We start from the raw sequence: 26,996 nt of genomic DNA on the forward strand, positions 1-26,996 counted from the left end.
CCTGTGCGTTATTTTTCTTAATGTAAGGTTGGCTTACGAACTTCCGGTGCGGTTGGCTGCGAGCGGGTGAAGTTATCGTGGCACAGCAGTGCCGCCACGCGAACGTACTCGATAATCTCTTCGAGAGACATCTCCAGCTCTTCCTGATCTTCTTCTTCGTCGTAACCCAGCTGCGCGATGTTACGCAGATCGTCGATCGCTTCACCCGCTTCGCCGGTCACTTTATCAAGCTTAGGCTGCGTTACACCCAGCCCCAACAGATAGTGGTTTACCCAACCGGCCAGCGCATCGGCACGATCGAACACGCTGACATCGTCGCCTTCAGGCAGATAAAGCTGAAAAAGGAAGCCATCGTCCTCCAGCGAATCGCTGATTGCCGAGTGCATTTTTCGTAGCGCTTCCGCCAGTTCATGACCAAACGCCAGCCCTTCGTTCGTCAGGTCGTGGATCAGCGGCTGCCATGAGCTGTCGCTGTTTCCGCCGCATAGCATGCCACTGATCAGACCGTGCATTTCGGCAGGGGTTAAACCCACACCCTGCTGGTTCAGTAACTGGTTTAAATCGTTGTAACCAGGCATTTCGTTCTGTATAGACATGAGCTTTCGTCATCAAAGGGAGGAATATTCATGATATGCTACCACTTTGGACCCTGGTGATACCAGAAAAGGGCTTGTATCTTCACATCAGGGTAGCTATAGTGTCGCCCCTTCGCAGCCCCCGGGGCAGTAAGCGAAGGCAGCGCAGTCAATCAGCAGGAAGGTGGCATGTCTGCACAACCCGTCGATCTCCAGATTTTTGGCCGTTCACTGCGAGTGAATTGTCCTCCTGAACAAAGGGATGCTTTGAATCAGGCTGCGGACGATTTGAATCAGCGGTTGCAAGATCTCAAAGAACGCACTAGAGTCACAAATACTGAGCAGCTGGTTTTTATCGCCGCGTTGAACATCAGCTATGAACTGACTCAGGAAAAAGCGAAGACCCGCGACTACGCGGCAAGCATGGAGCAGCGCATTAAAATGCTCCAGCAGACCATAGAACAGGCGTTGCTTGATCAAGGTCGCAATCCCGAAAGACCGGGACCAAAGTTTGAATAACACTTCTCAGTTGACTATGGTAGAGTAACTGTGAAGACAAAATTTCTCTGAGATGTTCGCAAGCGGGCCAGTCCCCTGAGCCGATATTTCATACCACAAGAATGTGGCGCTCCATGGTTGGTGAGCATGCTCGGTTCGTCCGAGAAGCCTTAAAACTATGACGACACATTCACCTTGAACCAAGGGTTCAAGGGTTACAGCCTGCGGCGGCATCTCGGAGATTCCCTCACTCTTCTTCTACCACTACCATGACTCAATTCCCTGAAGTTTCTGCCTCACGCCAGGATATTCGTCAACTCATTCGACAACGTCGCCGGGCGTTAACCCCTGAACAGCAAGCGCATTTTGCCCAGCAGGCCGCGGCACGCATGATGGCGTATCCGCCTGTAGTAATGGCGCATACCGTCGCGCTGTTTCTCTCTTTTGATGGTGAGCTGGATACGCAGCCACTCATCGAACAACTCTGGCGAGCCGGAAAGCGGGTTTATCTGCCGGTGCTGCATCCCTTTAGCGCAGGGAACCTGCTGTTTCTGCACTACCACCCGCACAGCGAACTGGTTGTGAATCGTCTGAAAATCACCGAGCCGAAGCTGGATGTGCGCGACGTGCTGCCGCTGTCACAGCTGGACGTGCTGATTACGCCGCTGGTGGCGTTTGATGAACAGGGCCAGCGTTTAGGAATGGGCGGGGGGTTCTATGACAGAACGTTGCAAAACTGGCAGCAGTACGGGTTGCAACCGGTGGGTTATGCGCATGATTGTCAGGCGGTAGACGCCTTGCCGGTCGAGAAGTGGGATGTGCCGTTGCCGGCGGTGGTAACACCCAGTAAAACCTGGACCTGGTAGAATAAAGCCGGGTGGCGCTTACGCTTACCCGGCCTACAAAACCTCAACGTAGGTCGGGTAAGGCGCAGCCGCCACCCGACACCACAAACAGCACAATTAGTACAGCAGACGCGCGCGAATCGTCCCCGGAATGGCCTTCATGCTCTGCAGCGCTTTCTCGGCCACATCTTCATCTGCTTCGATATCAATAACCACATAGCCCATCTGCGAGTTGGTTTGCAGATACTGCGCGGCAATGTTGACACTCTGCTCAGCAAAGATCTGGTTGATGGCGGTCAGCACACCCGGACGGTTTTCGTGAATGTGCAGCAGACGACGGCCACCGTGCAGCGGCAGCGACACTTCCGGGAAGTTAACGGCAGAGAGCGTTGAACCGTTATCGGAGTATTTGCTCAGTTTACCCGCCACTTCCAGGCCGATGTTCTCCTGCGCTTCCTGAGTAGAGCCACCGATGTGTGGCGTCAGGATCACGTTGTCGAACTCGCACAGCGGAGAGTTAAATGGATCGCTGTTGGTTGCAGGCTCCGTCGGGAAGACGTCGATAGCCGCCCCCGCCAGATGCTTACGCTTCAGGGCATCGCACAGCGCGGGAATGTCGACAACCGTACCGCGTGCGGCGTTGATCAGCAGGGAACCTGGCTTCATCAGCGCCAGCTCTTCCGCGCCCATCATATTTTTGGTTGAGGCGTTTTCCGGCACATGCAGGCTTACCACGTCGCTCATGTTCAGCAGGTCAGAAAGATGTTGAACCTGAGTGGCGTTCCCCAGCGGCAGTTTGCTTTCAATGTCGTAGAAGTAAACATGCATGCCCAGGGATTCAGCCAGGATACCCAGTTGGGTACCAATGTGGCCGTAACCGATGATACCCAGTTTTTTACCGCGCGCTTCATAAGAGCCCGCGGCCAGTTTGTTCCACACGCCGCGGTGGGCTTTGGCGTTGGCTTCCGGAATACCGCGCAGCAGCAGCAGCAGTTCGCCAATCACCAGCTCCGCCACGGAACGGGTGTTGGAGAACGGGGCGTTGAAGACCGGGATACCGCGTTTTGCGGCAGCATTCAGGTCAACCTGGTTGGTACCGATGCAGAAACAGCCGATAGCGACCAGCTTTTCCGCCGCAGCAATAACATCTTCAGTCAGGTGAGTACGGGATCGCAGGCCGATGAAGTGGGCATCACGGATGGACGCTTTCAGCTCTTCAGTATCCAGCGCGCCTTTGTGAAATTCGATGTTGGTGTAACCTGCCGCGCGAAGGCTATCAAGTGCTTTTTGATGCACGCCTTCTACTAGCAGGAATTTAATCTTGTCTTTCTCCAGTGATACCTTTGCCATTTACCCGACCCTGTTTTTTTGTCTGAACTGATGTTGTGCTGGATTGAAATCCGCTTAGCCAACATATCAAAAAAAACTATTGCAGCAATATGAACGTTTGCGTCGGCACTCTGAAGAAAAGTCATACAGCGCAAAATAGCAGAGTAAAATGCTGTAAATATTTGTGAATGCGGAAGGTTCAGCAAGAGAGGGGCAAAAAACGTGACACAAGTCACCGAATTTAGCTTTTCAAAATTTTTTTAGCGGGGGGAGGACTCCCCCCGTCAGATCATTTTACGATGGTTTTCACGCCATCAGCCGTGCCGATCAGCGCAACATCCGCGCCACGGTTGGCGAATAACCCTACTGTTACCACGCCCGGAATGCCGTTGATGGCGTTTTCGAGCGCGATCGCGTCGAGAATTTCCAGGCCATGAACGTCGAGGATCACGTTGCCGTTATCGGTGACCACACCCTGACGGTATTCAGGACGTCCGCCCAGTTTTACCAGCTCACGTGCCACGGCGCTGCGCGCCATTGGGATCACTTCAACCGGCAACGGGAATTTACCCAGAATATCAACCTGCTTGGATGCATCCGCGATACAGATGAATTTATCGGCCACGGAGGCGATGATCTTTTCACGCGTCAGCGCTGCGCCGCCGCCTTTGATCATCTGCATATGCCCGTTGATTTCATCCGCGCCATCAACGTAGATCCCCAGACGGTCCACTTCGTTCAGATCGAAAACGGTAATGCCGAGGCTTTTCAGCTTTTCCGTGGAAGCATCGGAGCTCGAAACCGCGCCCTCGATCTGCCCCTTCATCGTGCCCAGCGCATCGATAAAGTGTGCCGCCGTCGACCCCGTACCCACACCGACGATAGTACCCGGTTGCACGTACTGGAGCGCGGCCCATCCTACTGCTTTTTTCAGTTCATCCTGCGTCATGATCGTTTTGCCTGTGGTATGAAAACTTAGGGCGCATTATAGAACACGTGAGGTGGAATTCGTCTGCCACAAAGGGAAAATTGTGTCATAGTGCAGATTAAGCAAAATTAAGGAGTAAGCCAGAGCAATGAAACGTCCGGACTACAGAACACTACAGGCACTTGATGCAGTTATTCGTGAACGCGGTTTTGAGCGCGCAGCGCAAAAGCTGTGTATTACTCAGTCCGCCGTATCGCAGCGTATCAAACAGCTTGAAAACATGTTCGGGCAGCCACTGCTGGTGCGTACCGTGCCACCGCGTCCAACAGAGCAAGGACAAAAGCTCCTTGCCCTGCTCCGTCAGGTTGAACTGCTGGAAGACGAATGGCTGGGTGATGAACAAACGGGTTCTACGCCGTTGCTGCTGTCGCTGGCGGTGAACGCCGACAGTCTGGCAACCTGGCTGCTGCCCGCCCTCGCCCCGGTCCTGGCCGATTCCCCTATCCGTCTTAATCTGCAGGTTGAAGATGAAACCCGCACCCAGGAACGCCTGCGTCGCGGTGAAGTGGTCGGGGCGGTCAGTATTCAGCCTCAGGCACTGCCAAGCTGCCTGGTCGATCAACTGGGCGCGCTGGATTACCTGTTTGTCGGTTCAAAAGCCTTTGCGGAGCGCTACTTCCCCAATGGCGTCACCCGCGCCGCGCTGCTTAAGGCACCTGCCGTGGCGTTCGACCATCTGGACGATATGCATCAGGCTTTCCTGCAACAAAACTTCGACCTGCCGCCGGGCAGCGTGCCGTGCCACATCGTAAACTCGTCTGAGGCCTTCGTGCAGCTTGCGCGTCAGGGAACCACCTGCTGCATGATCCCGCACCTGCAGATTGAAAAGGAGTTGAAAAGCGGTGAGCTGATTGATTTGACGCCGGGGCTGTATCAGCGCCGGATGCTTTACTGGCACCGTTTTGCGCCGGAAAGCCGCATGATGCGCAACGTCACCGACGCGCTGCTGGCATACGGGCACAAGGTGTTGAGACAGGATTAATCGCTTGAATACCCTCTCCCTGTGGGAGAGGGTTAGGGTGAGGGCAAATTACTGCGCCTTAGCCGTCTCAGTTTGCTGAGTTTGCGTCGGCTCCAGCTGGAACACCACATCAACCTGATCGTCGAACTGAATGGTCGGCTGCTCATAGCTTTCCTGAGCAGATACCGGCGCCGCATCGGCTTTCATCATCCGTACCATCGGGCTTGGCTGATAGTTAGAGACGTGGTAACGCACGCTATACACCGGGCCGAGCTTACTCTTAAAGCCAGCGGCCAGCTGCTGCGCCTGATGCATCGCATCATCAATTGCCGCTTTACGCGCTTCGTCTTTGTATTTCTCCGGTTGCGCAACGCCCAGTGAGACGGAACGAATTTCGTTCAGACCCGCCTTCAACGCGCCATCCAGAAGGGAGTTCAGCTTATCCAGCTGGCGGACGGTCACTTCAACGCTACGCACCGCGCGATAGCCTTTCAGGATACTTTTGCCGTTCTGGTAGTCGTAATCAGGCTGAGTACGCAGGTTCGCAGAGCTGATGTCTTTTTTGGCAACACCGTTCTGCTCCAGGAAAGAGAGATATTGCGCAACACGATCGTCAGCCTGCTTCTTGGCGGAAGCGGCATCCTTCGCGGCCACGTTGACTTCAATTGCCAGCGTCGCAACATCCGGTACCGCATCCACGCTGGCGGTGCCGGAAGTGACGATGTGCGGACCATTTGGCAATTCATTCGCCTGAACAGACACCGCACCCAAACTTACTAATGCCGCCAGGGCCATCACGTTAAACTTCACTGTCATTCCTCCATGTTGCGAAGAGTGCCCTAACAACAAGGCGCATGCCAGCAAGCTTAGCGGGTCCTGCTCAGTTGTCCATAAGACAACGCTTAGTTGAACAATCCCTGAACATGATGAATACCCTCTTTCGCCAGCTGAAAGGCAATGACCCACATCACCACGCCCACCAGCGTGTTGATGATCCGCTGGGCTTTGGCGGTACGCAAACGGGGTGCCAGCCACGCCGCCAGAATGGCGAGGCCAAAGAACCAGAGGAAGGAGGCACTCACCGTGCCCAGGGCAAACCAGCGCTTCGGCTCAACGTCCAGTTGCCCACCCAGGCTCCCGAGCACCACAAACGTGTCGAGATAGACGTGCGGGTTAAGCCACGTTACCGCCAGCATGGTGACGATGATCTTCCAGCGCCCCTGCTTCATCACTTCGGCGCTCGCCAGCTCCAGGTTACTGCTCATTGCCGTTTTTAACGCACCGAATCCGTACCACAGCAGGAAGGCGACCCCGCCCCAGGTCACCAGCGCCAGCAGCCAGGGTGACTGCATCAGCAGCGCACTCCCGCCAAAAATCCCGGCACAAATCAGCAGTAAATCGCTTACCGCGCACAGCAGAGCAATCATCAGATGATACTGGCGGCGAATCCCCTGGTTCATGACAAACGCATTTTGCGGACCGAGGGGAAGGATCATGGCTGCGCCTAACGCAAGCCCCTGAAAATAATACGATAACATGACATTTATCTCGCAGAATTGTCTTTGGAGCAGACTATACTGCGAGAAGAACATTAGAGGAAATTGATAATATTAATTGGGTATTAGCATAGCTAATAAAATAAAAGCCCGGTGGCGCTAGCGCTTACCGGGCCTACGGGAGACGTTATTCGGCTTCTTTTACTTTTTTGACGTTTACGTCCATCTGCGGATACGGGAAGCTGATGCCGTTGGCGTCAAACTCGCGCTTAATGCGCTCCAGCACGTCCCAGTACACGTTTTGCAGATCGCTGCTTTTGCTCCAGATACGCACCACGAAGTTAATAGAGGAAGCACCCAGTTCGTGCAGGCGCACGGTCTGCTCTTTGTCTTTCAGAATACGATCGTCGGAGGCGATGATGTTAGCAATCAGCGATTTCACCTGATCAATATCGGAATCATACGCCACGCTGATAATTAACTCGTTACGGCGCACCGGCTCGCGAGAAAAGTTAATAATGTTGCCCGCGATGATTTTCCCGTTCGGGACCACAACGATACGCCCGTCAACGGTACGCAGAGTGGTTGAGAAAATTTGTACCTGCAGTACGGTACCGGCAATGCCGCCCAGATCAACATACTCACCGGAACGGAACGGACGGAAGGTGACCAGCAGAACGCCTGCCGCCAGGTTTGAGAGCGAGCCCTGTAACGCCAGACCAATAGCCAGACCCGCGGCACCAAGCACGGCGATCACCGATGCCGTTTGTACCCCCACGCGCCCCAGTGCAGCAATCAGCGTAAACGCGATGATACCATAGCGCACCAGCGCAGAGAGAAAGTCAGCCACCGTAGCGTCGATATGTCGCGCTACCATCACCCGGTTGACCGCATTCGATACAATACGCGCCACGATCATCCCGACGATGATGATGGCAATCGCCGCGACGATATTCACGGCGTAACTCAGCAGCAGCGCCTGGTTGCGCACCAGCCAGTTACCGGCGTTATTGATGCTGTCTACAACATCGAGTTGTTCCATTTATTCTTCCTTTTGTTAAACCAAAACACAAATCCATCCCCCATGGAGACAGGCAGGTCCGTAAAGGGTAAACAAAAAGCGCAAGTTTTGCCAAACAGATCACAAAAACCGATCTGACAGGGTATTGAAAAAGCATAAAAAAAGGCCCGCGTTTGCGGGCCTCCTGATGCTGTCAGCAGCTCAAATTACAGAACGTCGATCGCGTTCAGCTCTTTGAATGCCTGCTCCAGACGGGTCACCATGGACGTCTGCGCTGCGCGCAGCCATACGCGTGGATCGTAGTATTTCTTGTTCGGCTGGTCTTCGCCTTTCGGGTTGCCCAGCTGGCCCTGCAGGTAAGCTTCGTTCGCTTTGTAGTACTGCAGGATACCGTCCCAGGTTGCCCACTGGGTGTCGGTATCGATGTTCATTTTCACTACGCCGTAGCTTACGGAGTCTTTGATTTCCTGAGCAGAAGAACCGGAACCGCCGTGGAAGACGAAGTTCAGGCTGTTGTGCGGCAGGTTGTGTTTCTTGGACACGTATTCCTGAGAGTCACGCAGGATGGTTGGGGTCAGAACCACGTTACCTGGTTTGTAAACGCCGTGTACGTTACCGAAAGACGCTGCAATGGTGAAGCGTGGGCTAATTTTGCTCAGCTCGGTGTAAGCGTAATCAACGTCTTCTGGCTGAGTGTACAGAGCAGAAGCGTCCATGTGGCTGTTGTCCACGCCGTCTTCTTCACCGCCGGTGCAACCCAGTTCGATTTCCAGGGTCATGCCCATTTTGGACATGCGCGCCAGGTATTTGGAGCAGATCTCGATGTTCTCTTCCAGAGACTCTTCAGACAGGTCGATCATGTGAGAAGAGAACAGTGGCTTACCGGTAGCCGCGAAGTGTTTTTCACCCGCGTCCAGCAGACCGTCGATCCACGGCAGCAGTTTCTTCGCGCAGTGGTCAGTGTGCAGGATAACTGGAACACCGTAGTGTTCAGCCATCTGGTGTACGTGGTGCGCACCAGAGATAGCGCCCAGGATTGCAGCACCCTGAGGAATGTCAGTTTTCACGCCTTTACCTGCGATGAACGCAGCGCCGCCGTTAGAGAACTGTACGATAACCGGTGCTTTAACTTTTGCAGCGGTTTCCAGTACGGCGTTGATGGAGTCAGTACCCACGCAGTTAACTGCTGGCAGAGCAAAGTTGTTTTCTTTAGCTACCTGGAACACTTTCTGAACGTCATCACCAGTGATCACGCCAGGTTTTACGAAATCAAAAATTTTAGACATGTTGCTTAGTCCTGTATCTTCGGCCGTTAGAAAAGGTGCGAGCTCTTAAAGCGCGCTGAAAATTGGGCAGGTTTCCCTGCCCTTGAATGGCTTACTTCTTAGCGCGCTCTTCGAGCATTGCTACTGCTGGCAGAACTTTGCCTTCCACGAATTCGAGGAATGCGCCGCCACCAGTGGAGATGTAGGAGATTTTGTCAGCGATACCGAACAAGTCGATTGCTGCCAGGGTGTCACCACCGCCTGCGATAGAGAACGCTTCGCTGTCTGCGATAGCGTTAGCAACAATTTCAGTCCCTTTACGGAAGTTCGGGAATTCGAACACGCCAACAGGACCGTTCCACAGGATAGTTTTTGCGTTTTTCAGGATTTCAGCCAGTTTCTGTGCAGAAACGTCACCCAGGTCCAGAATCTGCTCTTCATCTTTGATGTCGTTTACAGATTTCAGGGTAGCAGTCGCCGTTTCGGAGAACTCAGTGGCAACGCGAACATCGGTCGGAACCGGGATATCACAGGTGCCCAGCAGGCGTTTGGCTTCGTCAACCAGGTCTGCTTCATACAGGGATTTACCAACGTTGTGGCCCTGAGCGGCAACGAAGGTGTTCGCGATACCACCGCCAACGATCAGCTGGTCAGCGATTTTAGACAGGGAATCCAGAACGGTCAGTTTGGTAGAAACTTTAGAACCACCCACGATGGCAACCATTGGACGAGCAGGTTCTTTCAGTGCTTTACCCAGCGCATCCAGTTCCGCGGCCAGCAGAGGACCAGCGCACGCAACGTCTGCGAATTTACCGATACCGTGGGTAGACGCCTGCGCACGGTGCGCAGTACCGAATGCATCCATTACGAATACGTCGCACAGCGCCGCGTATTTTTTGGAGAGTGCTTCGTCGTCTTTCTTCTCGCCTTTGTTGAAGCGAACGTTTTCCAGCACCACCAGCTCACCGGCAGCCACTTCCACGCCATCCAGGTAATCTTTCACCAGGCGAACCGGGCTGGACAGTTTGTCTTTCAGGTAATTAACAACCGGCAGCAGAGAGAACTCTTCGTTGTACTCGCCTTCAGTTGGACGACCCAGGTGGGAGGTCACCATCACTTTCGCACCCTGCTTCAGAGCCAGTTCGATGGTTGGCAGAGATGCACGGATACGCGCGTCACTGGTCACTTTGCCATCTTTAACTGGCACGTTCAGATCCGCACGGATGAAAACGCGTTTACCAGCCAGATCCAGATCGGTCATCTTAATTACAGACATGGTGAATCCTCTCGTTGATTCTTAAAGTTTTGCAGACGCACGATGCGTCTTACCTGAAACCTTTGGCAGCCATTGCTAACGTGGTGTCGAGCATTCGGTTAGCAAAGCCCCATTCGTTATCACACCAGACCAGCGTCTTGATAAGGTGTGCGCCACTGACGCGCGTTTGCGTGCCATCAACAATGGCGCTGTGCGGGTCGTGGTTAAAATCCACTGAGACCAACGGTAATTCCGTATAGTCAACTATACCATGAAATGCCCCCTGTGCCGCTTTTCGCAGCAACAGGTTGACTTCACAGGCTTTTACCGGTTTTTTTACCGTCACGCTGAGGTCAATTGCGGTGACGTTTATCGTCGGTACACGCACGGCAATCGCTTCGAAACGGTCATTAAACTGCGGGAAAATTCGGGTGATCCCGGCAGCCAGTTTTGTATCCACCGGGATGATTGACTGGCTCGCAGCACGCGTGCGTCGTAAATCCGGGTGGTAGGCGTCGATGACCTGCTGATCGTGCATGGCGGAGTGAATCGTGGTCACGGTGCCGGATTCAATGCCATATGCATCGTCTAACAGTTTAATGACCGGAATAATGCAGTTGGTGGTGCAGGAGGCGTTGGAGACAATACGGTGTTCGGCTTGTAGCTCATGCTGATTGACGCCGAAAACGACCGTTGCGTCGAGGTCGTTACTGCCGGGATGAGAGAACAGGACTTTTTTCGCGCCGGCGGTGAGATGCGCTTCGCCGTGTTCGCGGTTGCCATATACGCCGGTACAGTCAAGCACCACATCCACACCCAGTTCACGCCACGGTAGCGCGGCAATATTGCGCTCATGCAGTACGCGGATCGTATCGTCACCGACAAACAGCTGATCCCTTTCCTGGCGCACGTCCCAGGCAAAGCGTCCGTGGCTGGTGTCATATTTCAATAAATGCGCCATGCCCGCAGCATCCGCCAGTTCATTGATTGCCACCACGGTAATTTCCGCCCGACGCCCGGATTCATATAAAGCACGAACCACGTTGCGCCCGATGCGACCGAAGCCATTAATCGCTACGCGTACGGTCATAGATCTCCTGCAAAGCTGTCCCTGAGTTCGAGGTGGCTGAAAGAGTAATCCAGCTACGCCCGAAGGGGAATCTTTGCTATCACAAACTGCGATTGATTGGTCAATTGTCGAACATTTAATCGACTGAAACGCTTCAGCAAGAATAAGCGAATCGGGGAATAAAAGGAATGTCTGTCCAGATGAATAAGCGAGCTATATGACTTGCGTCACATTTTAGATGGAATAATTTACAGAGCAGTTACATGTCTGAGGAATAGTGCCTACAAAAAAGCCGGGTGGCGCTTACGCTTACCCGGCCTACTTTCGAGCCATTTGTAGGCCCGGTAAGCGTAAGCGCCACCGGGCAAAACGGCAATTACAGCAGTTCTTTAGCCTTAGCGACAACGTTCTCAACGGTGAAGCCGAACTCTTCGAACAACTGCTCTGCCGGAGCAGATTCACCGAAGGTGGTCATACCGACGATAGCGCCGTTCAGGCCCACGTATTTGAACCAGTAGTCAGCGATACCCGCTTCAACCGCCACGCGTGCGGAAACGGCTTTAGGCAGTACGGATTCACGGTAAGCAGCATCCTGCTTGTCGAACGCATCGGTAGACGGCATGGAAACCACGCGCGCTTTAACGCCTTCGGCAGTCAGTTTGTCCCAGGCTGCAACAGCCAGCTCAACTTCAGAACCGGTTGCGATGAAGATCAGCTCTGGCTGTCCCGCGCAATCCTTCAGCACGTAGCCACCGCGGGCGATGTTCGCCAGCTGCTCTTCGGTACGATCCTGCTGTGCCAGGTTCTGACGGGAGAGGATCAGCGCGGTTGGACCGTCCTGACGCTCAACGCCGTATTTCCATGCCACTGCAGATTCCACCTGGTCACATGGACGCCATGTGCTCATGTTCGGGGTGACACGCAGAGAAGCAACCTGCTCTACCGGCTGGTGAGTTGGACCATCTTCGCCCAGACCAATGGAGTCGTGGGTATAAACCATCACCTGACGCTGTTTCATCAGCGCAGCCATACGCACGGCGTTACGGGCATATTCCACGAACATCAGGAAGGTAGAGGTGTACGGCAGGAAACCACCGTGCAGGGAGATACCGTTCGCGATAGCGGTCATACCGAATTCACGTACACCATAATGGATGTAGTTACCGGCCGCATCTTCGTTGATTGGCTTAGAGCCAGACCACAGGGTCAGGTTAGACGGTGCCAGGTCAGCGGAGCCGCCGAGGAATTCTGGAAGCCATGGACCGAACGCTTCGATCGCATTCTGAGACGCTTTACGGCTGGCGATTTTAGATGGGTTCGCCTGCAGTTTAGCGATGAACTCGTTCGCTTTCGCGTCGAAGTCAGACGGCATTTCACCTTTCATACGACGGGTGAATTCAGCCGCTTCCTGTGGGAAGGCTTTAGCGTAAGCCGCGAACTTCTCGTTCCAGGCCGCTTCTTTCGCCTGACCCGCTTCTTTGGCATCCCACTGGGCATAGATTTCAGATGGGATTTCGAATGCAGGGTGTTTCCAGCCCAACGCTTCACGGGTCAGCGCGATTTCCGCGTCGCCCAGTGGCGCACCGTGGGAATCGTGGGTGCCCGCTTTGTTCGGAGAACCGAAACCGATGATGGTTTTGCACATCAGCAGGGATGGTTTGTCAGTGACCGCACGCGCTTCTTCTACTGCACGTTTAATCGAGTCAGCATCGTGGCCATCAACGCCACGCACAACGTGCCAGCCGTAGGCTTCGAAACGTGCCGCAGTGTCATCAGTGAACCAGCCTTCAACATGACCGTCGATGGAGATACCGTTGTCGTCGTAGAACGCAACCAGTTTGCCCAGCTTCAGGGTACCTGCCAGGGAGCACACTTCGTGAGAAATGCCTTCCATCATGCAGCCGTCGCCCATGAACGCGTAGGTGAAGTGGTCAACAATGTCGTGACCAGGACGGTTGAACTGCGCCGCCAGAGTCTTCTCAGCAATCGCCATACCCACCGCGTTCGCAATACCCTGACCCAGTGGGCCGGTCGTGGTTTCAACACCTGCGGTGTAACCCACTTCCGGGTGACCCGGGGTTTTGGAGTGCAGCTGACGGAAGTTTTTCAGCTCTTCGATAGGCAGATCGTAGCCAGTGAGGTGCAGCAGGCTGTAGATCAGCATTGAGCCGTGGCCGTTAGACAGCACGAAACGGTCGCGGTCAGCCCATGCCGGGTTCTGCGGGTTGTGGTTCAGGAAATCACGCCACAGGACTTCGGCGATATCAGCCATACCCATAGGGGCCCCTGGGTGGCCAGATTTGGCTTTCTGTACTGCGTCCATGCTCAGCGCACGAATAGCATTAGCAAGCTCTTTACGTGAGGACATTTTAACTCCAGATCGGACTGTTAAAGGCCATGCCCTTGACGACAGCGCGTTTTGGGCTACGCCGGAAAAAAGTGCCAACAATGTAACCCAAGCGGCATGCCATGTACATGGAGCATTCTTTTGCCGCTTAAGAAATCTCTGGATCATGCTCGCATGTTGCGCAATCTGCTCGCCCGGGCCCGTCGATATTCCTTATACTTAGCCCGACCCCGGCTTCGCTGTCGGTGTACTTTTCGGATTTTATTCAGATTAACGAGTACGGAAGCAACCTCATGAAAATGCGTGCATTAGTGCTGGCCCTGGGTACAACGTTCCTGCTGAGCGGTTGTCAGAATATGGATTCTAACGGCCTGATGTCCTCAGGCGCAGAAGCTTTTCAGGCCTATTCCCTGAGCGACGCGCAGGTTAAAGCCCTGAGCGACCAGGCCTGTAAAGATATGGATGGAAAGGCTACGATTGCCCCGGCCAACAGTCCCTACACGCAGCGTCTGAATAAAATTGCCTCTGCGCTTGGCGATAACATTAACGGTCAGCCGGTGAACTATAAAGTGTACGTCGCGAAAGACGTGAACGCCTTTGCCATGGCGAACGGCTGTATCCGCGTTTACAGCGGGTTAATGGACATGATGACCGACAACGAAGTGGAAGCGGTGATCGGCCATGAAATGGGCCACGTTGCCCTCGGCCACGTGAAGAAAGGGATGCAGGTCGCCTTAGGCACTAACGCCATCCGCGCGGCGGCGGCTTCTGCGGGCGGTATTGTGGGCAGCCTGTCCCAGTCACAGCTTGGCGATGTGGGCGAAAAGCTGGTTAACTCCCAGTTCTCTCAACGTCAGGAGTCCGAAGCGGATGACTACTCCTACGATCTGTTGCGCAAACGCGGTATCAATCCAGCAGGTTTAGCCACCAGTTTTGAAAAGCTGGCTAAACTGGAAGCCGGACGTCAAAGCTCCATGTTTGATGATCACCCGGCCTCAGAAGCGCGTGCACAACATATTCGCGACCGTATGGCCGCAGACGGAATTAAATAATTTTGGAAGGAGGCAAATTTGCCTCCTTTTTATTTCGCATGAATTGCTAACTTAACCGCACATATCGGTAACACCCACAAAAGCCCCGTCACACCTGCCCTTCACCATTGAAATGTCTGGTCACATAATTATTGCAATCGGTTACTTTTCGGGTAATTATCGAATCCGCAGTAATTCAAATTAATATATTAAGACAGAGACGTTCCCTCCGTGAAAAAAGAATTATCGTTAGTTGCGTTAAGCATATTTGTCACATTACCTGCCGTTGCAAGCCAACAATCAGACAGCCAGGGTTTTATTAATGACAGCCATTTAGATCTGTTTTTACGCAATGCGTATATCAGCCGTGATTATCATCAGGGCCAGCAGGATAAAGCAGAATGGGGTCAGGGTATCATCGCCACCTTTGAATCAGGTTATACCGAAGGAGTGGTTGGCTTTGGCGTGGACGGCATTGCGCAGTATGGCGTGCGTCTGGACGGTGGCCGCGGTAAGAGCGGCGCAGGTGGCATTGACTTCTTTAAACAGGAAGACGACGGACGCGCAAAATCCGATCTGGCGAAATTTGGCGCGACCGCCAAAATGCGCATCTCGAATACCGTACTCAGCTACGGTAATCAGCGTCCCGAGCTGCCAATCATTAACGCCGACAGCTCCCGCCTGCTGTTTGAAAGCTACACCGGCACCATGCTGACCTCTAAGGAGATCGACGGTCTGGAAATCAACGCCGGTTATTTCACCGACGAGCAGCGTAAAAGTGACGATCGCCACGACAGCGGCCTCAAGGGTTTCTCCTTCGGCGGGGCGAGCTACCAGTTTAATGACCAGTTCAGCGGCGCGCTGTACGCCTCCCATAATGAAGAGGTGATGAACAAGCAATATCTGGGCATGAATTTCAAACAGCCGTTCAGCACTGGCCAGCAGCTGGTACTCGATTTTAACGGCTACAACTCGCGTCTGGATCAGGGCTACGCAGACAGCCTCGACACGGGCCGCAGCAACACCATCTGGAGCCTGGCGGCGAGCTACATCTGGGATATCCATACGTTCAAAGTGGCGTACCAGCAGAGCAGCGGAAGCACCGGCTACAACTATGGCGGCTACCGCGACCAGGGCGGTGTTGGTGACGGCGGCAACACCATCTGGCTGGCGAACTCCTACTGGTCTGATTTTAACGGTGAAGACGAACGTTCATGGCAGGCGTCTTACGGGCTGGACTTTGGCGGTCTCGGTTTGCCGGGTCTGAGCTGGACCACCGCCTACGTGCGTGGCGACAACATTAAAACCGCTGAAACCAGTAACGGCAAAGAGCATGAATGGTTTAACCAGATCCAGTATCAGGTGCAGGACGGCCCGGCGAAAGATCTGAAGCTGAAACTGCGCTATTCCGTACTGCGCGTCTCCAGCAACGCCAGCGATTACAACGTGGGCGGGGATGAGATCCGCGCTTACGTGGAATACCCGTTTAACGTGTTCTGAGTTTGTCCCCTCACCCTATCCCTCTCCCAAAGGGCTGAGGGATCCCCAGTAATATGGTCATGCCACCATGACCATATTACTGTACTCTTTTCCCAGCTTTTTCATCTCGTTAACTATATTCAGCCGTCTCACTTTCCCGGGCTCATGCCGGATGACTTCTTCCGCCAGACTCAGGTATGACAGAACCCGTCTGTGCCTGATGCTGCTTGCCTGATAGTGCCAGTGTAAACACTGCCTTTCTGCCCTGTAACCTGCCAGCCACATCACCAGGCTTGCCATTGCCGCGACCATATTCAGCACTTCCAGTCGCCCTTTTCCCTGACTCCGGCTCAGCCTCAGACCGAACCCGAAGCGTGGACTTTTGTCGTCCCGGAAGTTTTGTTCTATCTGCATTCTGCGGCTGTACAGGGCCATTATCTGGTGCGGCTCCAGTCCCTCTGCATTACTGAACAGCAGCCAGGGCTCCCGCGCGCTACTGCGGTGTTCCCGCTGTGTTTTCGGCATCCCCCCTTTTCCCTGACGCCCTGCGTCAGGGCGCTTATGCAGATAGAACCGGCCGTAACAGGGCGTTCGTGGTTTACGGGACAGGACACCGTAACCCACGCAGACCGGTTGTCCGGTAGCCTCAAGCTCACTGATTTTCATCCACTTTTTATCTCCGTCCAGCCGGAAGCTGATGCAGCCCCTGACCCTGCCGGTGAAGCTCCAGCCCAGCTGGCTGACATGCCGGAACCAGTCTGTCCGGAAGCCTGCATCCGTAATGATGGTGACGGCTTTATCTTTCGGGATGGCATCATGCAGGCGGTCAAGGAAGCGGCATTGTACATCGCTGTTCTGCGCCAGCTCTGCGGGGACAACCTCACTCATAAGCGGCAGTGAGCGACCATTACAGACCAGGCTTGCCTGCAGAAGATACCAGTTCCTGTCATGCCAGCCTGTCCAGTCGACAGCAATCACACAGAAGGGCATCAGGGAGGTGATGGTATGTGTGAGCAGATGCTGAATACGGGGAATATCCCGGTGAAGGGCGGTATTACCCAGGGCACGGTCAACACGTTTAATTTTATTTTTGACGTGCGCCCTGCCGGGAAGAGAGCGACCAAGGCTGGTCAGGGTCAGATCCGCACCGTGCGTGAGGGCAACGGCCATGGAAACAAGGACATTAATCCGGAAGCTGTGAACGTCCGGTAAAGACGCGGAGAAAAATTTCTGGCAGACTGTCTGTAAAGGCACGATGAGGTCTCTTCTGATTTGTTAGCGCAACCAGTAGATCACACTTCATCGTGCTTTTCATTTTTCTGGGGAACCCTCAGCCCAAAGGGAGAGGGAACGCGATCACCCTCTCCCTTTGGGAGAGGGCCGGGGTGAGGGAAAAACAGCTAGTAAAGCGTCTTCTGCGGCGGCCCGGCAAACTTCAGCGCGCCAATTTGTCCCATCCGCACTTCCACTACCGACGGTCCCGGCATCGCCAGCGCTTCCGTCATCACCGCATCAAAATCCTCTGCCCGCTCAACGCTCCATGACTGCAGGCCAATCGCCTGTGCCAACAGGGTAAAGTCCGGCGTATGCAGCTCGTTATAGTACTGACGGCCACCGAAATATTTGTCCTGTATACCGCGCATCACGCCGTAGCCGCCGTCATTCATGATAAGCAACGTCACGTTGGCCTTCTCCTGCGCCAGCGTCGCCAGTTCGCCCAGATTCAGGCTCAGACCGCCGTCCCCCACCAGCCCCACCACTTTGCGCTGTGGGTTGGCAATCGCGGTGCCAATCGCCATCGGCAGACCCATGCCAATTGCCCCGGCCAGAGAGTGAATATTCATCAGCGGCCCCCTGGCGCGGAACAGTCGGCTGCCCCACAGGCTACCGGAAACGGTAATATCGCGCACCAGCAGACCATCTTCAGGTAGCGCTTTCTCTATGGCATCGTTGAGTTGCGCATAGACGCCGCACTGTTCACGCAGCCCACGTTCTGCCTGTGTCACCGCCTCCTGAACCAGACCATCCCACTGAGCATTCCCCCATTCACGCCCCTGTGCTTTTTCAGCCAGCGCGCTCAGCAACGCTGAGCAGTCGGCTACCAGCGTGTTATCCATCAGATAGTTACGGCTTGCCGCCGCCGGGTCGATATCGATCTGTACGCGCGGAGAAGGCAGTTCGAGCGTCCATGAACGGGTCTCATTGCTGCGCAGACGTGAACCGGCGATCAGCGTAAAGTCACACTGCGCGATCAGCGCTTCAACCGATGGCGAGTTGTGGAATGCCCGCAGGCTGGCGCGATGGCTGTCCGGCAGTACGCCGCGCGCGTGAGTGCTGGAGATCACGGTGATACCTGCATCCGCCAGCTTTTTCACTGCGTCCGCGCAGCCCAGCGCACCGCCGCCCAGCCACAGCAGCGGCTGTTTCGCCTGCTTGAGTTGCGCCCAAAGCGCATTAACACTCCCGACATCTACCGGCGAAACCGACGCCGGTTTCACCGGAGCGGTCACCAGCGACAGCGGAATTTTCGCGCCCTGAATATCAATCGGGATCTCCACGGAGACCGGCCCGCACGGCGGCGTCTGCGCCTCCTGAATCGCTTTATGCAAAATCGCTATCGCCTGACTGGCATTGCTGATGCGATACGCCCGTTTTGAGCTGGCCTTCAGGAAAGTCAGCTGGTCGCGGGTTTCATGGATAAACCCGGTGTCGGCATCCAGCCAGGCTTTTTCTACCTGCCCGGTCAGGTGCAGCAGCGGCGTGCAGGCGTTCATCGCCTCCACCAGCGCGCCTACGGCGTTACCCGCGCCCGCGCCGGTGCTGGTCAGCGCCACGCCAAGGCCGGAAAAACGTCCGTGGGCATCAGCCATGGTGACAGACCCCGCTTCGCCGCGTGCCGGTACAAAGCGGATGTTGCCGCGCTGCCCTACTGCATCCGCGATGGGCAGGTTGTGAATAGAGATGACGCCGTAGATGGCCTCAACCTGATACTGCTCCAGCGTTCTGGCGATGGCGTCGCCGACGGTTATCATTTCGCTCATTGCTCACCCTTTCTCAGTCGCACCAGTGGTTGACGCTGTTACCCGTCGCCAGATAAATGCTCTTTTGCTGCATCCAGGCTTTCAGCCCCTGAATGCCCTTCTCGCGGCCCAGACCGCTCTCTTTAAAGCCCCCGAACGGGGTCGAAATCGCAAATACTTTGTAGGTGTTGATCCACACCGTGCCGGCCTCAAGCTGTTCGCTTAAGCGCAGCGCGCGCCCGGTATCGCGTGTCCAGATCCCGGCGGCCAGGCCGTAAACCGAGTCGTTGGCCTCGCGGATAAGCGAGGTTTCATCGCGAAACGGCATCGCCACCAGCACCGGGCCAAAGATCTCCTCCTGGCAGACACGGGCGCTGTTGCTCAGCCCTTCGATAATCGTTGGCAGGAAGAAGCTGCCGCTTGCCAGTGTGGGATCGGCCGGGATCTCTCCACCGCACAGCACGCGGCCCTCTTCACGCTTTGCCAGCTCAACGTACGCCTGTACGCTCTGACGATGTTTTTCATTGATCAGCGGCCCAACGTGGACACCGTCGGTAAACGGATGTCCGACGCGCAGACCGCGGGTTAACTCCAGCAGCCGCGCCATCAGCGGGGCGTAAAGGCTCTCGTGGATAAACAGCCGTGAACCGGCGATGCACGCCTGCCCCGCCGAGCTGAAAATGCCGTAGCAGATCCCGCGCGCGGCCTGCTCGATATCCGCATCCTCCAGCACGATAGTCGGCGATTTTCCGCCCAGCTCCAGCGATGCCGGGATCAGTTTTTCCGCCGCCACGTGGGCCAGGTGACGGCCCGTGGTGGTACCGCCGGTAAAGGAAATTTTGCGTACCTTAGGGTGGCGTGCCAGCGCGTCGCCAATCACCGAGCCTTTGCCCGGTAGCACGCTCAGCAGCCCGGCGGGCAGCCCGGCCTGTTCAAATATCCGCGCCAGCTCCAGCGCCATCAGCGGCGTGGCTTCGGCGGGCTTGAGGATCACCGCGTTACCCGCGGCAATGGCCGGAGCGACCTTCTGCATCTCGCTGGCAATCGGCGAGTTCCACGGCGTGATGGCCGCCACCACGCCGAGCGGCTCATAGCGGCTCAGGGTCAGTAAATCCGGCTGGCGCGGCGTCGGAAGTTCCCCTTCCAGCAGCTCGCAGGCGGCGGCAAAGTAGCGCGCCGTTCCCGCCGCGCTCATTACCAGCCCACGGGCCTCCGCCAGCGGCTTGCCGTTATCGCGGCTCTGCATCTGCGCCAGCTCGTCGACGCGGGATTCAATGAGATCTGCCACCTTGTGCAGGATCTTCGCCCGTGTATGCGGCAGGCTGTGGCGCCAGGCGGGATCGCGCCACGCGCGCTCGCCGGCCTCGATCGCGTCATGCAGATCGTCGGGACTGGCCGCATTCAACGTCGCGTTGATCGACCCGTCTGCCGGGAAATAGCTCTGCATCGGGTTGCCGCCACCGTGTCGCCACTGGCCGCCGATAAATATCTTCAGATCGTCCATCGTCACTCCTCAGCTCATGGCCAGCTCGCGGCAGGCGCGTACCGCGCTGAGTGCCGCCAGGGTGGAGGTTTTCGGGTTAGAGGCAAGCGGCAGGCCGCTTAGCTCCAGATGGAATTCACCAAACGCGCCTTCAACGTGCAGTGTGTGGGTGTTACGTTTCGTTGACGGGTCGACCATCAGCTGTACGCGCGTGTCGTCCATTCCCACGCCGCCGAGTGCCACGGTGGCCGCCACGTTGGCGTTGGCCGGAAACAGTCGTGCCGCCTCGCGGGCGCTGCCTTCAAAAAAGACCTGCGCAGCAGTTACCGAATTAAGATCGATAAGCTGCTCGGCATAGCTGCCGCGCCAGCTGGCTGGGCTTTTACGCGACTGGTAGGTCACGCGCGCCAGCCCGCCCTCTTTCGCCGCCGCCAGCCCGTCGATACCGGCTACCGCCCCGGAGAGCAGCGTCAGTCTGCCGCCGGCATTGAGCAGGCGCTGATCAAGCGCGCTGTCCGCCAGTGCGCCGGTCGAAATAACCGCCAGATGCCAGCCGCGACGTAAAATGTCCTCACCGTACTGCGCTACCGCCTGCTGGCTGGCGCACTCCAGCACCAGGTCGGGCGTTTGCGCGCATTCCTGCGGTGAGGTCAATGCCACTACCGCATCACCAAGCTGCGCGTGAATCGCCGCATGATGGGCCTCGCGCGCCACAATCCAGCCGATAGCCACGCCAGCGGGCAGGCGCTCAATCACCGCCTGCGCCATGGCGCCAAAACCAATCAACATAATCTTTTTCATGATGTGTCCTTACAGATGGCGGCAAAAGCCGCCGGAAACGTCCAGTGCCGCACCGGTGGTAAACGAAGCCAGCGGCGAGGCGAGGAACAGCAGCGCCTGCGCGGGCTCCTGCGGCTTGCCGAGACGCGCCATCGGAATACCGCGTTTGCGGGCGATCTCCGCCGTCCACTCCGGCCAGCTCTGGCTTTTGTCTGTCCGGTTTTCAAAGCGACGCTGCCACTGCCCGGACTCCACCATGCCAAGCAATATCGAATTCACGCGGATGCCTTTGCCCACCAGCTCTTTTGAGAGCGTCAGCGTCATATTCAACAGCGCGGCGCGGGCGGCAGAGGTGGCAATCATGTGCTCCTCCGGCTGCAGCGCCAGCAGGGAGTTCACGCAGGTGATGGAAGCGATGTCGGACTGCGCCAGCAAAGGCTGAAACGCCTGCACCGGGTTGATCACGCCAAACAGTTTGAGTTCAGCTTCATGCAGCCACGCCTCGCGCGGGGTGTCATGAAAGTGCGCCACGTATCCCTGCCCGGCGTTGTTGATCAGCATGTCCACGGCACCAAAGCGCACCTGAACGGCATCCGCGAAGGCCTGCATCTCGTCAGCGTTCAGCACGTCGCAGCGATAAGAGAAAACCTCCCCGTCGGGGTATTCGTTATGCAGCGCGGCATGGGCGCTGGCGAGGCGATCCGGATCGCGGCCACAGAAGGCCACTTTTGCCCCCTCGCCCAGCAGCAGGCGTAGCGTTTCAAAGCCAATACCAGAAGAACCGCCGGTGACGACCGCTACGCGTCCGTCAATTTGTGCATTCATCGCGCACCTCTTCGTTAATACGTAAAAGCTGTTGGTTAAAAAACGCGTCATTATCGAGATAGCTGGCATGTCCCGCCTGGGCAATGGCGATAAACGGCATGCCGTAGCGCAGCGCCAGCCCCTGCACCAGCTCGGGTTGCGTGATCGCATCCTGCTCGCCGCACCACACTTCAAAGTTGCCTGAATAGCGCTTCAGCCAGCCATGAATATCGTCGTGCGCCAGCATCCACGCGGCGGCGAGGTAGCCCTCGGGGCGAAGCCTGCGCATGCCCGCTGCCACGGTGGCGATATCCGCTTCACGCGCGCCGGGACGCAGCAGTTTTGCGGCGCGGGTCTGCGCGAGGATTTCGCCGCCGAGTGCCATCTGCTGCTCGCGACTGCGCCAGACCTGCTCGCGCTGCTCCGGCGCGGCCTGGCCGTAACCTTGCGCGGCGTCCGCCAGCACCAGATGCAGCACTCGATCCGGATATTTCGCCGCAAAGGCGCTGGCAACCAGTGCCCCGAGTGAATGGCCCACCAGCACCGCCTGCCACACGCCAGCCCGGTCAAGCATCGCCGCCAGCGCATCGGCGTAATCCCCCGCGTTCGCCCGTTCCGCGGCCAGCATCGGGCTTTCGCCATAACCGGGCATGTCCCACGCCAGCACGCGAAAACCGTTCAGCGCCATCTGCTTGTGCCAGGAGGCTGCGCCAGAGCTGATCCCGTGCAGCAGCATCAGCGGAATGCCGCTTCCCTGTTCACGAAAACCCGTCATCATGCCCCCTTAGTTCCGCTTCACTTTCGAGAGCGGATGGTCCGCCGGGTAGGTCGGAATTTCCGGCTTGTTGGTGCCCAGCATGACGCACATCAGCGCCTCTTCTTCGCCGTGGTTAAACAGCCCGCGATAGATCCCCGGCGGAACGGAGATCAGGTCACGCTCGCGCAGCACGGTTTCGGTGTAGTTATCGCCGTCCTGGATCATCAGCGTGATCTGCCCTTTGAGCATGAAGAACACCTCTTCCACATCGTCGTGCAGGTGCAGCGGCCCTTCGCACTTCGACGGCAGTACCATGGTGGAAAAGGTAAAATGCTCCGCCTGTACGGTGTTGGTGTCGCTCGCCACGCCGGTAGCACCGGTGCCGATATAGCGCATCTGCGCGCGGCGGTATTTCGGGTCAAAATCGGCCTGGAACTTCAGCGCGTTCCAGTCGTATTTGCGGCCCTCAAAGCGCGCAATACGGGACTCGACCCACTCTTCCATCGTCAGGTGGTCAGGTTTGATGCCAGATGGGTTGGTTACGGTTGAATCAGTCATGACACTCTCCTCAGTAACGTCTCAGCAGCGGCAGTAACAGGACGCAGCCCACCGCCGCCATCACCGCCAGAAAAATCAGCCCGGAATCCATGCTGTGGGTGAAGGCGATAAGCGCGCCCATCACCGCTGGCGACAGCGCGCCCGCAAAGTTTCCCAGCCCGTTGAAAATGCCGCCCGCCGTGGCGCTCACCCGTGGATGGGTGGCCTTTGCCAGCAGGGCGAAAATGTTGGGTGCCCCGGTGCCCCACATGAATGTGCTGAAGCTCATCGCCGCAATGATGGTCAGCGGGGTATCGAGGTGCATTACGGCCGTGAGCCCGACAGCGGCCCCCGCCATGGAGATGAAGCAGGCCGCTGCGCGCTTATCGGCCCGGTCAGAGAGCCATGCGCCAATCACTTCCCCCGCCAGCATGGCGATGAACGGCATCGACGACAGCCAGCCCGCATGCTCCAGATGAATGCCCTTCCCCTTGATCAGGTAGCCCGGCAGCCAGCCGTTAATGCCCCACAGGTAGGTCAGGAAAGCGATGTTAAAGATGCAGATGATCCAGAAGTGCGGGCTGACAAACAGCTCGCGCCGTGCAGCACGCCGTTCGTCCCGGGAGGTCTGTGACGTACCGCTCTTCGCCTCCAGACGGATCCCGCGCAGACCGACGCGCACGAAGATCAGCACCGGTACGGTCAGCATCGCCATCACGAAGAAGGTGCTCTGCCAGCCGAAGGTGTTCAGCAGCCAGAGTGAGAGCGGGAAGCCAATCGCCGCCCCTACCGGCGTGCCCAGCAGCCACAGCATGGTGGCGCGCGCCTGCAGATGCTGTGGGAAGTTGTGGCGCACAATGGCGAAGGCCAGCGGGAACAGCGGCCCCTCCGCCACGCCCAGCAGAATGCGCAGCACGATCATCAGCGTGTAGTTATGGGTAAAGCCCATCGCCACCATCAGCACGCACCACACCACCATCATCCCGGTGAGCAGCCGCAGCGGGGCGATTTTGTCCCCCAGCCCACTGAGAAAGACCGATGAAAAGCCGTAGCTCAACAGGAAGGCGCTCATCAGAATGCCGAGGCGCGTGGTGTCAAAATCGATGCCCATCGCCTGCTGGAAGTGGCCGTCAGAAAACAGCGCGGCAATGCTGATTTTGTCGAAAAACGCCAGCAGCACGCAGGCCAGCAGCGACAGCGGGATGGCCCAGCGCACCGCTTTTTCAGGCGTGCGGGTCCCCTCACCGCTCGCCTCAACGGGCGCGGTGTTGGTCTCTAATGTGGTCATGTCTCCCCCTACGGGTGCGGGTTAGCTATCGCAATGACATCAGTGAAAAAGTCGGGTCGGCGAGCGGCACGTCTGATAAATCCCGCCCGGCCGCCATCCAGCGCTTCGCCAGCTTGACGGTGCGCGCATCGTTGAACGCCACCAGTTGCGTCAGGCGCCCGTTTTCGTCCAGCGAGAAGTACAGCGCGTCTTCACGCACTATGGTGCGGCTGCCCGGCTGCGGAATGCCGAGGATCTGGATGTTGTGCTGGTATTGATCCGACCACAGCCACGGCGCGTCGTCATAACCTGCCGCATCGGGGTTAAGCATCGCTTTTGCCGCCGCCACCGCCTGATTCTGGGCGAAGGCCCAGGACTGAATACACAGGCCGTAATGATGATGCTGTGCCACATCCCCGGCAGCGAAGATGGACGGATCCGACGTGCGGCCCTGCGCATCCACCACGATCCCGCGTTCGGTTTGCAGCCCCGCGTCGCGCGCCAGTTCCAGATTGAGATCGACGCCGATCCCTACCACCACCGCATCAAAGGTTTCACGTTTGCCATCACAGTGAATGACCGGCAGGCCGTTATCGTCTTCCAGCTCCAGCGCGCCGCAGCCGGTTCGGATCTCCACGCCCTGCTCACGGTGAATGGTCTCTAAGCGCTGCGATACCTCGCCGCTCACCGAGCGCATGCACAGCGCAGGCTGCTGCTCGAACAGGGTGACCGCGACGCCGCTTTTGCGCGCAGAAGCGGCAATCTCCAGGCCTATCCAGCCGCCGCCCACAATCGCCAGCTTTTGACTTTCCGCAAGCCGACGTTTCAGGCGCTGCGCGTCCTGCCAGTGGCGGAGGGTGTAGACCTGCGGATGCGCAGCCCATGCCTCGCCCGGCAGGCGCGCCCGCCCTCCGGTGGCAATTAATAGTATGTTGTAACTAAGATGTTCGCCGTTGCTCAAACGCACCGTTTTCGCATTGCGGTCAATCTGCTCCGCGCGCAGCGGACGGTACCAGGTCAGATTCAGCGCCTGCTGAGCCTCTTCAGTAAAGAGTCGCGGAAGCGTCGCGTCCGTCTCCAGCAGAGCCGCTTTCGACAGCGGTGGACGTTCATAGAAATCCCACGCCTCTTCCGCCACCACGCAGATCTCACCGTCAAAGCCCTCGTCGCGCAGGGTTTTCGCCGCCCAGCCTCCCGCCTGACCGCCACCAATAATGACAATGAGCGACGTCATACCACCTCCGGTTTTTTCTGCTGGCGGCGCGTGTCGTGATCGATCCCGCCTTCCACCGCCCACTCGGTAAAGGAGACCAGCGAATGCTCCAGCTCGCGCGGCTGCCAGTTTTCCGTCAGGTAGTCGTCATTGGTGTAATACTCGAACGCCCCGCCGGTCGGGCTGTTGACGTACCAGAAGTAGGCTGACGACACCGGATGGCGGCCGGGTCCGATAAACGTGCTCCAGGCGTTTTTGTTCATCGCAATCCCGCCGCCGATCACTTCGTGAATATCGCGCACGGTAAAGGCCACGTGGTTCAGGCCGCGCTTGCGGTTCGGCAGCTGCAGCAGGAACAGGTTGTGATGACCCCCGCGCACGCAGCAGCGCAGAAACACGGCGCGGTTGATGTAGCGGTCAGAGACCTGGAAGCCGAGCACCTCGCGGTAAAATGTCTCCACCGCCGCGAGCTCCTCCACGAAGAACACCACGTGCCCCACGTTAATGGGCTGGGCGCGATCGTAAACCGGGCTGGGGGTGTCGATACGGCGAGCGTCGCCCCACTGGTTGATCGGCTCAACATTCAGTTCCACGTCGCTCTGCTGGCTGACCTGCACACGCAGCGTCATGCCGTTCGGGTCAAGACACTCCAGGGCATCACCCACTTCGCGAAAGCCGGGCTGCTGCGCAAGCTTCGGGCGCAGCGCATCCAGATCTGACTGTGCGGCAACCGCCCATGTCATGCGGCGCAGGGTGTTGCCCGCTTCAAACGCCGGGGGCAGGTCGGGGCTGTCGATCGGGTTAAGTTCCACGCGCGCGCCGCTCAGGGTGGTAAAACGCTGGCCGCTGGCATCGCCCGTCAGGCCAAAATCACGCATAAATTTGGCGCAGTGCGTCAGGTCTTCAACGCCAAATTCCAGCTTTTCAATTCCGGTTACACTCATCGTTCGTTGCCTCATCTGGCCCAAATTGGGCG

25 protein-coding genes and 1 other RNA gene are annotated in these 26,996 nt (G+C 57.0%); 6 read left to right on the top strand and 20 right to left on the bottom strand.

The window, feature by feature from the left end:
- Positions 1 to 17: 17 nt before the first annotated feature.
- Entirely contained in the window at positions 18 to 596 is a 579-nt protein-coding gene (locus tag ECL_RS21115; RefSeq protein WP_013098627.1) for a YecA/YgfB family protein, read from the bottom strand.
- A gap of 168 nt (positions 597 to 764) precedes the next feature.
- On the opposite strand from ECL_RS21115, the gene zapA reads away from it, so the two are divergent.
- The 3 genes from zapA to ECL_RS21130 all read left to right on the top strand — a co-directional run bounded on the left by zapA (position 765) and on the right by ECL_RS21130 (position 1,939).
- Complete coding sequence (gene zapA, locus ECL_RS21120) at positions 765 to 1,094, top strand: cell division protein ZapA (protein WP_006811891.1); 330 nt, start codon at positions 765 to 767, stop codon at positions 1,092 to 1,094.
- 41 nt (positions 1,095 to 1,135) lie between these two features.
- Positions 1,136 to 1,319: non-coding RNA, 6S RNA (ssrS, locus tag ECL_RS21125), on the top strand.
- Positions 1,320 to 1,342: 23 nt separating this feature from the next.
- The gene (locus ECL_RS21130; RefSeq protein WP_013098628.1) at positions 1,343 to 1,939 is read left to right on the top strand and encodes a 5-formyltetrahydrofolate cyclo-ligase; all 597 of its coding nucleotides are present in this window, start codon (positions 1,343 to 1,345) and stop codon (positions 1,937 to 1,939) included.
- Between the two features lie 96 nt (positions 1,940 to 2,035).
- On the opposite strand, the gene serA is transcribed toward ECL_RS21130, so the two are convergent.
- Both serA and rpiA read right to left on the bottom strand, forming a co-directional pair.
- Positions 2,036 to 3,268 (bottom strand): phosphoglycerate dehydrogenase, encoded by a 1,233-nt coding sequence (serA, locus tag ECL_RS21135; protein ID WP_013098629.1) that lies wholly within the window; start codon positions 3,266 to 3,268, stop codon positions 2,036 to 2,038.
- Between the two features lie 268 nt (positions 3,269 to 3,536).
- A complete protein-coding gene (gene rpiA / locus ECL_RS21140) occupies positions 3,537 to 4,196 on the bottom strand; it encodes a ribose-5-phosphate isomerase RpiA (RefSeq protein ID WP_013098630.1) in 660 nt (219 codons plus the stop codon).
- Between the two features lie 127 nt (positions 4,197 to 4,323).
- On the opposite strand from rpiA, the gene argP reads away from it, so the two are divergent.
- Positions 4,324 to 5,217 carry a DNA-binding transcriptional regulator ArgP gene (gene argP, locus ECL_RS21145; RefSeq protein ID WP_008499727.1) on the top strand — a complete coding sequence of 298 codons (894 nt, stop codon included), beginning with the start codon at positions 4,324 to 4,326 and terminating at the stop codon, positions 5,215 to 5,217.
- Between the two features lie 48 nt (positions 5,218 to 5,265).
- Here argP and ECL_RS21150 read toward each other — a convergent pair whose 3' ends face one another.
- The 7 genes from ECL_RS21150 to tkt all read right to left on the bottom strand — a co-directional run bounded on the left by ECL_RS21150 (position 5,266) and on the right by tkt (position 13,670).
- Positions 5,266 to 6,006 (bottom strand): oxidative stress defense protein, encoded by a 741-nt coding sequence (locus ECL_RS21150; RefSeq protein ID WP_013098631.1) that lies wholly within the window; start codon positions 6,004 to 6,006, stop codon positions 5,266 to 5,268.
- Between the two features lie 92 nt (positions 6,007 to 6,098).
- On the bottom strand, positions 6,099 to 6,734 hold the full coding sequence (gene argO, locus ECL_RS21155) for an arginine exporter ArgO (RefSeq protein ID WP_013098632.1): 636 nt from the start codon (positions 6,732 to 6,734) through the stop codon (positions 6,099 to 6,101).
- Positions 6,735 to 6,879: 145 nt separating this feature from the next.
- Entirely contained in the window at positions 6,880 to 7,734 is an 855-nt protein-coding gene (locus ECL_RS21160; protein ID WP_013098633.1) for a small-conductance mechanosensitive channel MscS, read from the bottom strand.
- A gap of 185 nt (positions 7,735 to 7,919) precedes the next feature.
- Positions 7,920 to 8,999 (bottom strand): class II fructose-bisphosphate aldolase, encoded by a 1,080-nt coding sequence (gene fbaA, locus ECL_RS21165; protein WP_013098634.1) that lies wholly within the window; start codon positions 8,997 to 8,999, stop codon positions 7,920 to 7,922.
- Positions 9,000 to 9,090: 91 nt separating this feature from the next.
- Positions 9,091 to 10,254, bottom strand: coding sequence for a phosphoglycerate kinase (pgk, locus tag ECL_RS21170; RefSeq protein WP_013098635.1), 1,164 nt, complete (start codon positions 10,252 to 10,254; stop codon positions 9,091 to 9,093).
- Between the two features lie 49 nt (positions 10,255 to 10,303).
- The gene (gene epd, locus ECL_RS21175; protein WP_013098636.1) at positions 10,304 to 11,323 is read right to left on the bottom strand and encodes an erythrose-4-phosphate dehydrogenase; all 1,020 of its coding nucleotides are present in this window, start codon (positions 11,321 to 11,323) and stop codon (positions 10,304 to 10,306) included.
- 355 nt (positions 11,324 to 11,678) lie between these two features.
- A complete protein-coding gene (gene tkt / locus ECL_RS21180) occupies positions 11,679 to 13,670 on the bottom strand; it encodes a transketolase (RefSeq protein WP_038420542.1) in 1,992 nt (663 codons plus the stop codon).
- Positions 13,671 to 13,942: 272 nt separating this feature from the next.
- Between tkt and loiP the strand changes: the two genes are divergently transcribed.
- Both loiP and ECL_RS21190 read left to right on the top strand, forming a co-directional pair.
- Positions 13,943 to 14,701 carry a metalloprotease LoiP gene (loiP, locus tag ECL_RS21185; RefSeq protein ID WP_013098638.1) on the top strand — a complete coding sequence of 253 codons (759 nt, stop codon included), beginning with the start codon at positions 13,943 to 13,945 and terminating at the stop codon, positions 14,699 to 14,701.
- Between the two features lie 210 nt (positions 14,702 to 14,911).
- Complete coding sequence (locus ECL_RS21190) at positions 14,912 to 16,180, top strand: OprD family outer membrane porin (protein ID WP_013098639.1); 1,269 nt, start codon at positions 14,912 to 14,914, stop codon at positions 16,178 to 16,180.
- Between the two features lie 57 nt (positions 16,181 to 16,237).
- On the opposite strand, the gene ECL_RS21195 is transcribed toward ECL_RS21190, so the two are convergent.
- The 10 genes from ECL_RS21195 to ECL_RS21240 form a co-directional block, all read right to left on the bottom strand.
- Entirely contained in the window at positions 16,238 to 17,413 is a 1,176-nt protein-coding gene (locus ECL_RS21195) for an IS4 family transposase (RefSeq protein ID WP_013098640.1), read from the bottom strand.
- 146 nt (positions 17,414 to 17,559) lie between these two features.
- Positions 17,560 to 19,200: a thiamine pyrophosphate-binding protein gene (locus ECL_RS21200; RefSeq protein ID WP_013098641.1), complete on the bottom strand. Its 1,641-nt coding sequence runs from the start codon at positions 19,198 to 19,200 to the stop codon at positions 17,560 to 17,562.
- A gap of 13 nt (positions 19,201 to 19,213) precedes the next feature.
- Positions 19,214 to 20,683, bottom strand: coding sequence for an aldehyde dehydrogenase (locus tag ECL_RS21205; protein WP_013098642.1), 1,470 nt, complete (start codon positions 20,681 to 20,683; stop codon positions 19,214 to 19,216).
- 9 nt (positions 20,684 to 20,692) lie between these two features.
- On the bottom strand, positions 20,693 to 21,463 hold the full coding sequence (locus ECL_RS21210; protein ID WP_013098643.1) for an aspartate dehydrogenase: 771 nt from the start codon (positions 21,461 to 21,463) through the stop codon (positions 20,693 to 20,695).
- A gap of 9 nt (positions 21,464 to 21,472) precedes the next feature.
- Positions 21,473 to 22,267 (bottom strand): SDR family oxidoreductase, encoded by a 795-nt coding sequence (locus tag ECL_RS21215; RefSeq protein WP_013098644.1) that lies wholly within the window; start codon positions 22,265 to 22,267, stop codon positions 21,473 to 21,475.
- On the bottom strand, positions 22,251 to 23,021 hold the full coding sequence (locus ECL_RS21220; RefSeq protein WP_013098645.1) for an alpha/beta fold hydrolase: 771 nt from the start codon (positions 23,019 to 23,021) through the stop codon (positions 22,251 to 22,253). Before ECL_RS21220 ends, ECL_RS21215 begins: the two co-directional genes overlap by 17 nt.
- Before the next feature lie 9 nt (positions 23,022 to 23,030).
- Positions 23,031 to 23,561 (bottom strand): cupin domain-containing protein, encoded by a 531-nt coding sequence (locus ECL_RS21225; protein ID WP_013098646.1) that lies wholly within the window; start codon positions 23,559 to 23,561, stop codon positions 23,031 to 23,033.
- A gap of 10 nt (positions 23,562 to 23,571) precedes the next feature.
- Positions 23,572 to 24,828, bottom strand: coding sequence for an MFS transporter (locus ECL_RS21230; protein WP_013098647.1), 1,257 nt, complete (start codon positions 24,826 to 24,828; stop codon positions 23,572 to 23,574).
- A gap of 25 nt (positions 24,829 to 24,853) precedes the next feature.
- Positions 24,854 to 26,041, bottom strand: a complete 1,188-nt coding sequence (locus tag ECL_RS21235; protein ID WP_013098648.1) for an NAD(P)/FAD-dependent oxidoreductase — start codon at positions 26,039 to 26,041, stop codon at positions 24,854 to 24,856.
- Entirely contained in the window at positions 26,038 to 26,964 is a 927-nt protein-coding gene (locus tag ECL_RS21240; RefSeq protein WP_013098649.1) for a VOC family protein, read from the bottom strand. Before ECL_RS21240 ends, ECL_RS21235 begins: the two co-directional genes overlap by 4 nt.
- Positions 26,965 to 26,996: the final 32 nt, after the last annotated feature.

Source organism: Enterobacter cloacae subsp. cloacae ATCC 13047 (genome assembly GCF_000025565.1).
GTDB classification, from domain to species: Bacteria; Pseudomonadota; Gammaproteobacteria; order Enterobacterales; family Enterobacteriaceae; genus Enterobacter; species Enterobacter cloacae.

Coding starts and splice junctions, on each gene's coding strand:
- tkt (WP_038420542.1), bottom strand. CDS start 13,670: ATGTCCTCACGTAAAGAGCTTGCTAATGCTATTCGTGCGCTGAGCATG.
- fbaA (WP_013098634.1), bottom strand. CDS start 8,999: ATGTCTAAAATTTTTGATTTCGTAAAACCTGGCGTGATCACTGGTGAT.
- ECL_RS21225 (WP_013098646.1), bottom strand. CDS start 23,561: ATGACTGATTCAACCGTAACCAACCCATCTGGCATCAAACCTGACCAC.
- ECL_RS21130 (WP_013098628.1), top strand. CDS start 1,343: ATGACTCAATTCCCTGAAGTTTCTGCCTCACGCCAGGATATTCGTCAA.
- ECL_RS21235 (WP_013098648.1), bottom strand. CDS start 26,041: ATGACGTCGCTCATTGTCATTATTGGTGGCGGTCAGGCGGGAGGCTGG.
- ECL_RS21115 (WP_013098627.1), bottom strand. CDS start 596: ATGTCTATACAGAACGAAATGCCTGGTTACAACGATTTAAACCAGTTA.
- pgk (WP_013098635.1), bottom strand. CDS start 10,254: ATGTCTGTAATTAAGATGACCGATCTGGATCTGGCTGGTAAACGCGTT.
- ECL_RS21210 (WP_013098643.1), bottom strand. CDS start 21,463: ATGAAAAAGATTATGTTGATTGGTTTTGGCGCCATGGCGCAGGCGGTG.
- ECL_RS21220 (WP_013098645.1), bottom strand. CDS start 23,021: ATGACGGGTTTTCGTGAACAGGGAAGCGGCATTCCGCTGATGCTGCTG.
- ECL_RS21230 (WP_013098647.1), bottom strand. CDS start 24,828: ATGACCACATTAGAGACCAACACCGCGCCCGTTGAGGCGAGCGGTGAG.
- ECL_RS21215 (WP_013098644.1), bottom strand. CDS start 22,267: ATGAATGCACAAATTGACGGACGCGTAGCGGTCGTCACCGGCGGTTCT.
- ECL_RS21240 (WP_013098649.1), bottom strand. CDS start 26,964: ATGAGTGTAACCGGAATTGAAAAGCTGGAATTTGGCGTTGAAGACCTG.
- ECL_RS21200 (WP_013098641.1), bottom strand. CDS start 19,200: ATGAGCGAAATGATAACCGTCGGCGACGCCATCGCCAGAACGCTGGAG.
- loiP (WP_013098638.1), top strand. CDS start 13,943: ATGAAAATGCGTGCATTAGTGCTGGCCCTGGGTACAACGTTCCTGCTG.
- serA (WP_013098629.1), bottom strand. CDS start 3,268: ATGGCAAAGGTATCACTGGAGAAAGACAAGATTAAATTCCTGCTAGTA.
- ECL_RS21205 (WP_013098642.1), bottom strand. CDS start 20,683: ATGGACGATCTGAAGATATTTATCGGCGGCCAGTGGCGACACGGTGGC.
- argP (WP_008499727.1), top strand. CDS start 4,324: ATGAAACGTCCGGACTACAGAACACTACAGGCACTTGATGCAGTTATT.
- rpiA (WP_013098630.1), bottom strand. CDS start 4,196: ATGACGCAGGATGAACTGAAAAAAGCAGTAGGATGGGCCGCGCTCCAG.
- ECL_RS21160 (WP_013098633.1), bottom strand. CDS start 7,734: ATGGAACAACTCGATGTTGTAGACAGCATCAATAACGCCGGTAACTGG.
- argO (WP_013098632.1), bottom strand. CDS start 6,734: ATGTTATCGTATTATTTTCAGGGGCTTGCGTTAGGCGCAGCCATGATC.
- zapA (WP_006811891.1), top strand. CDS start 765: ATGTCTGCACAACCCGTCGATCTCCAGATTTTTGGCCGTTCACTGCGA.
- epd (WP_013098636.1), bottom strand. CDS start 11,323: ATGACCGTACGCGTAGCGATTAATGGCTTCGGTCGCATCGGGCGCAAC.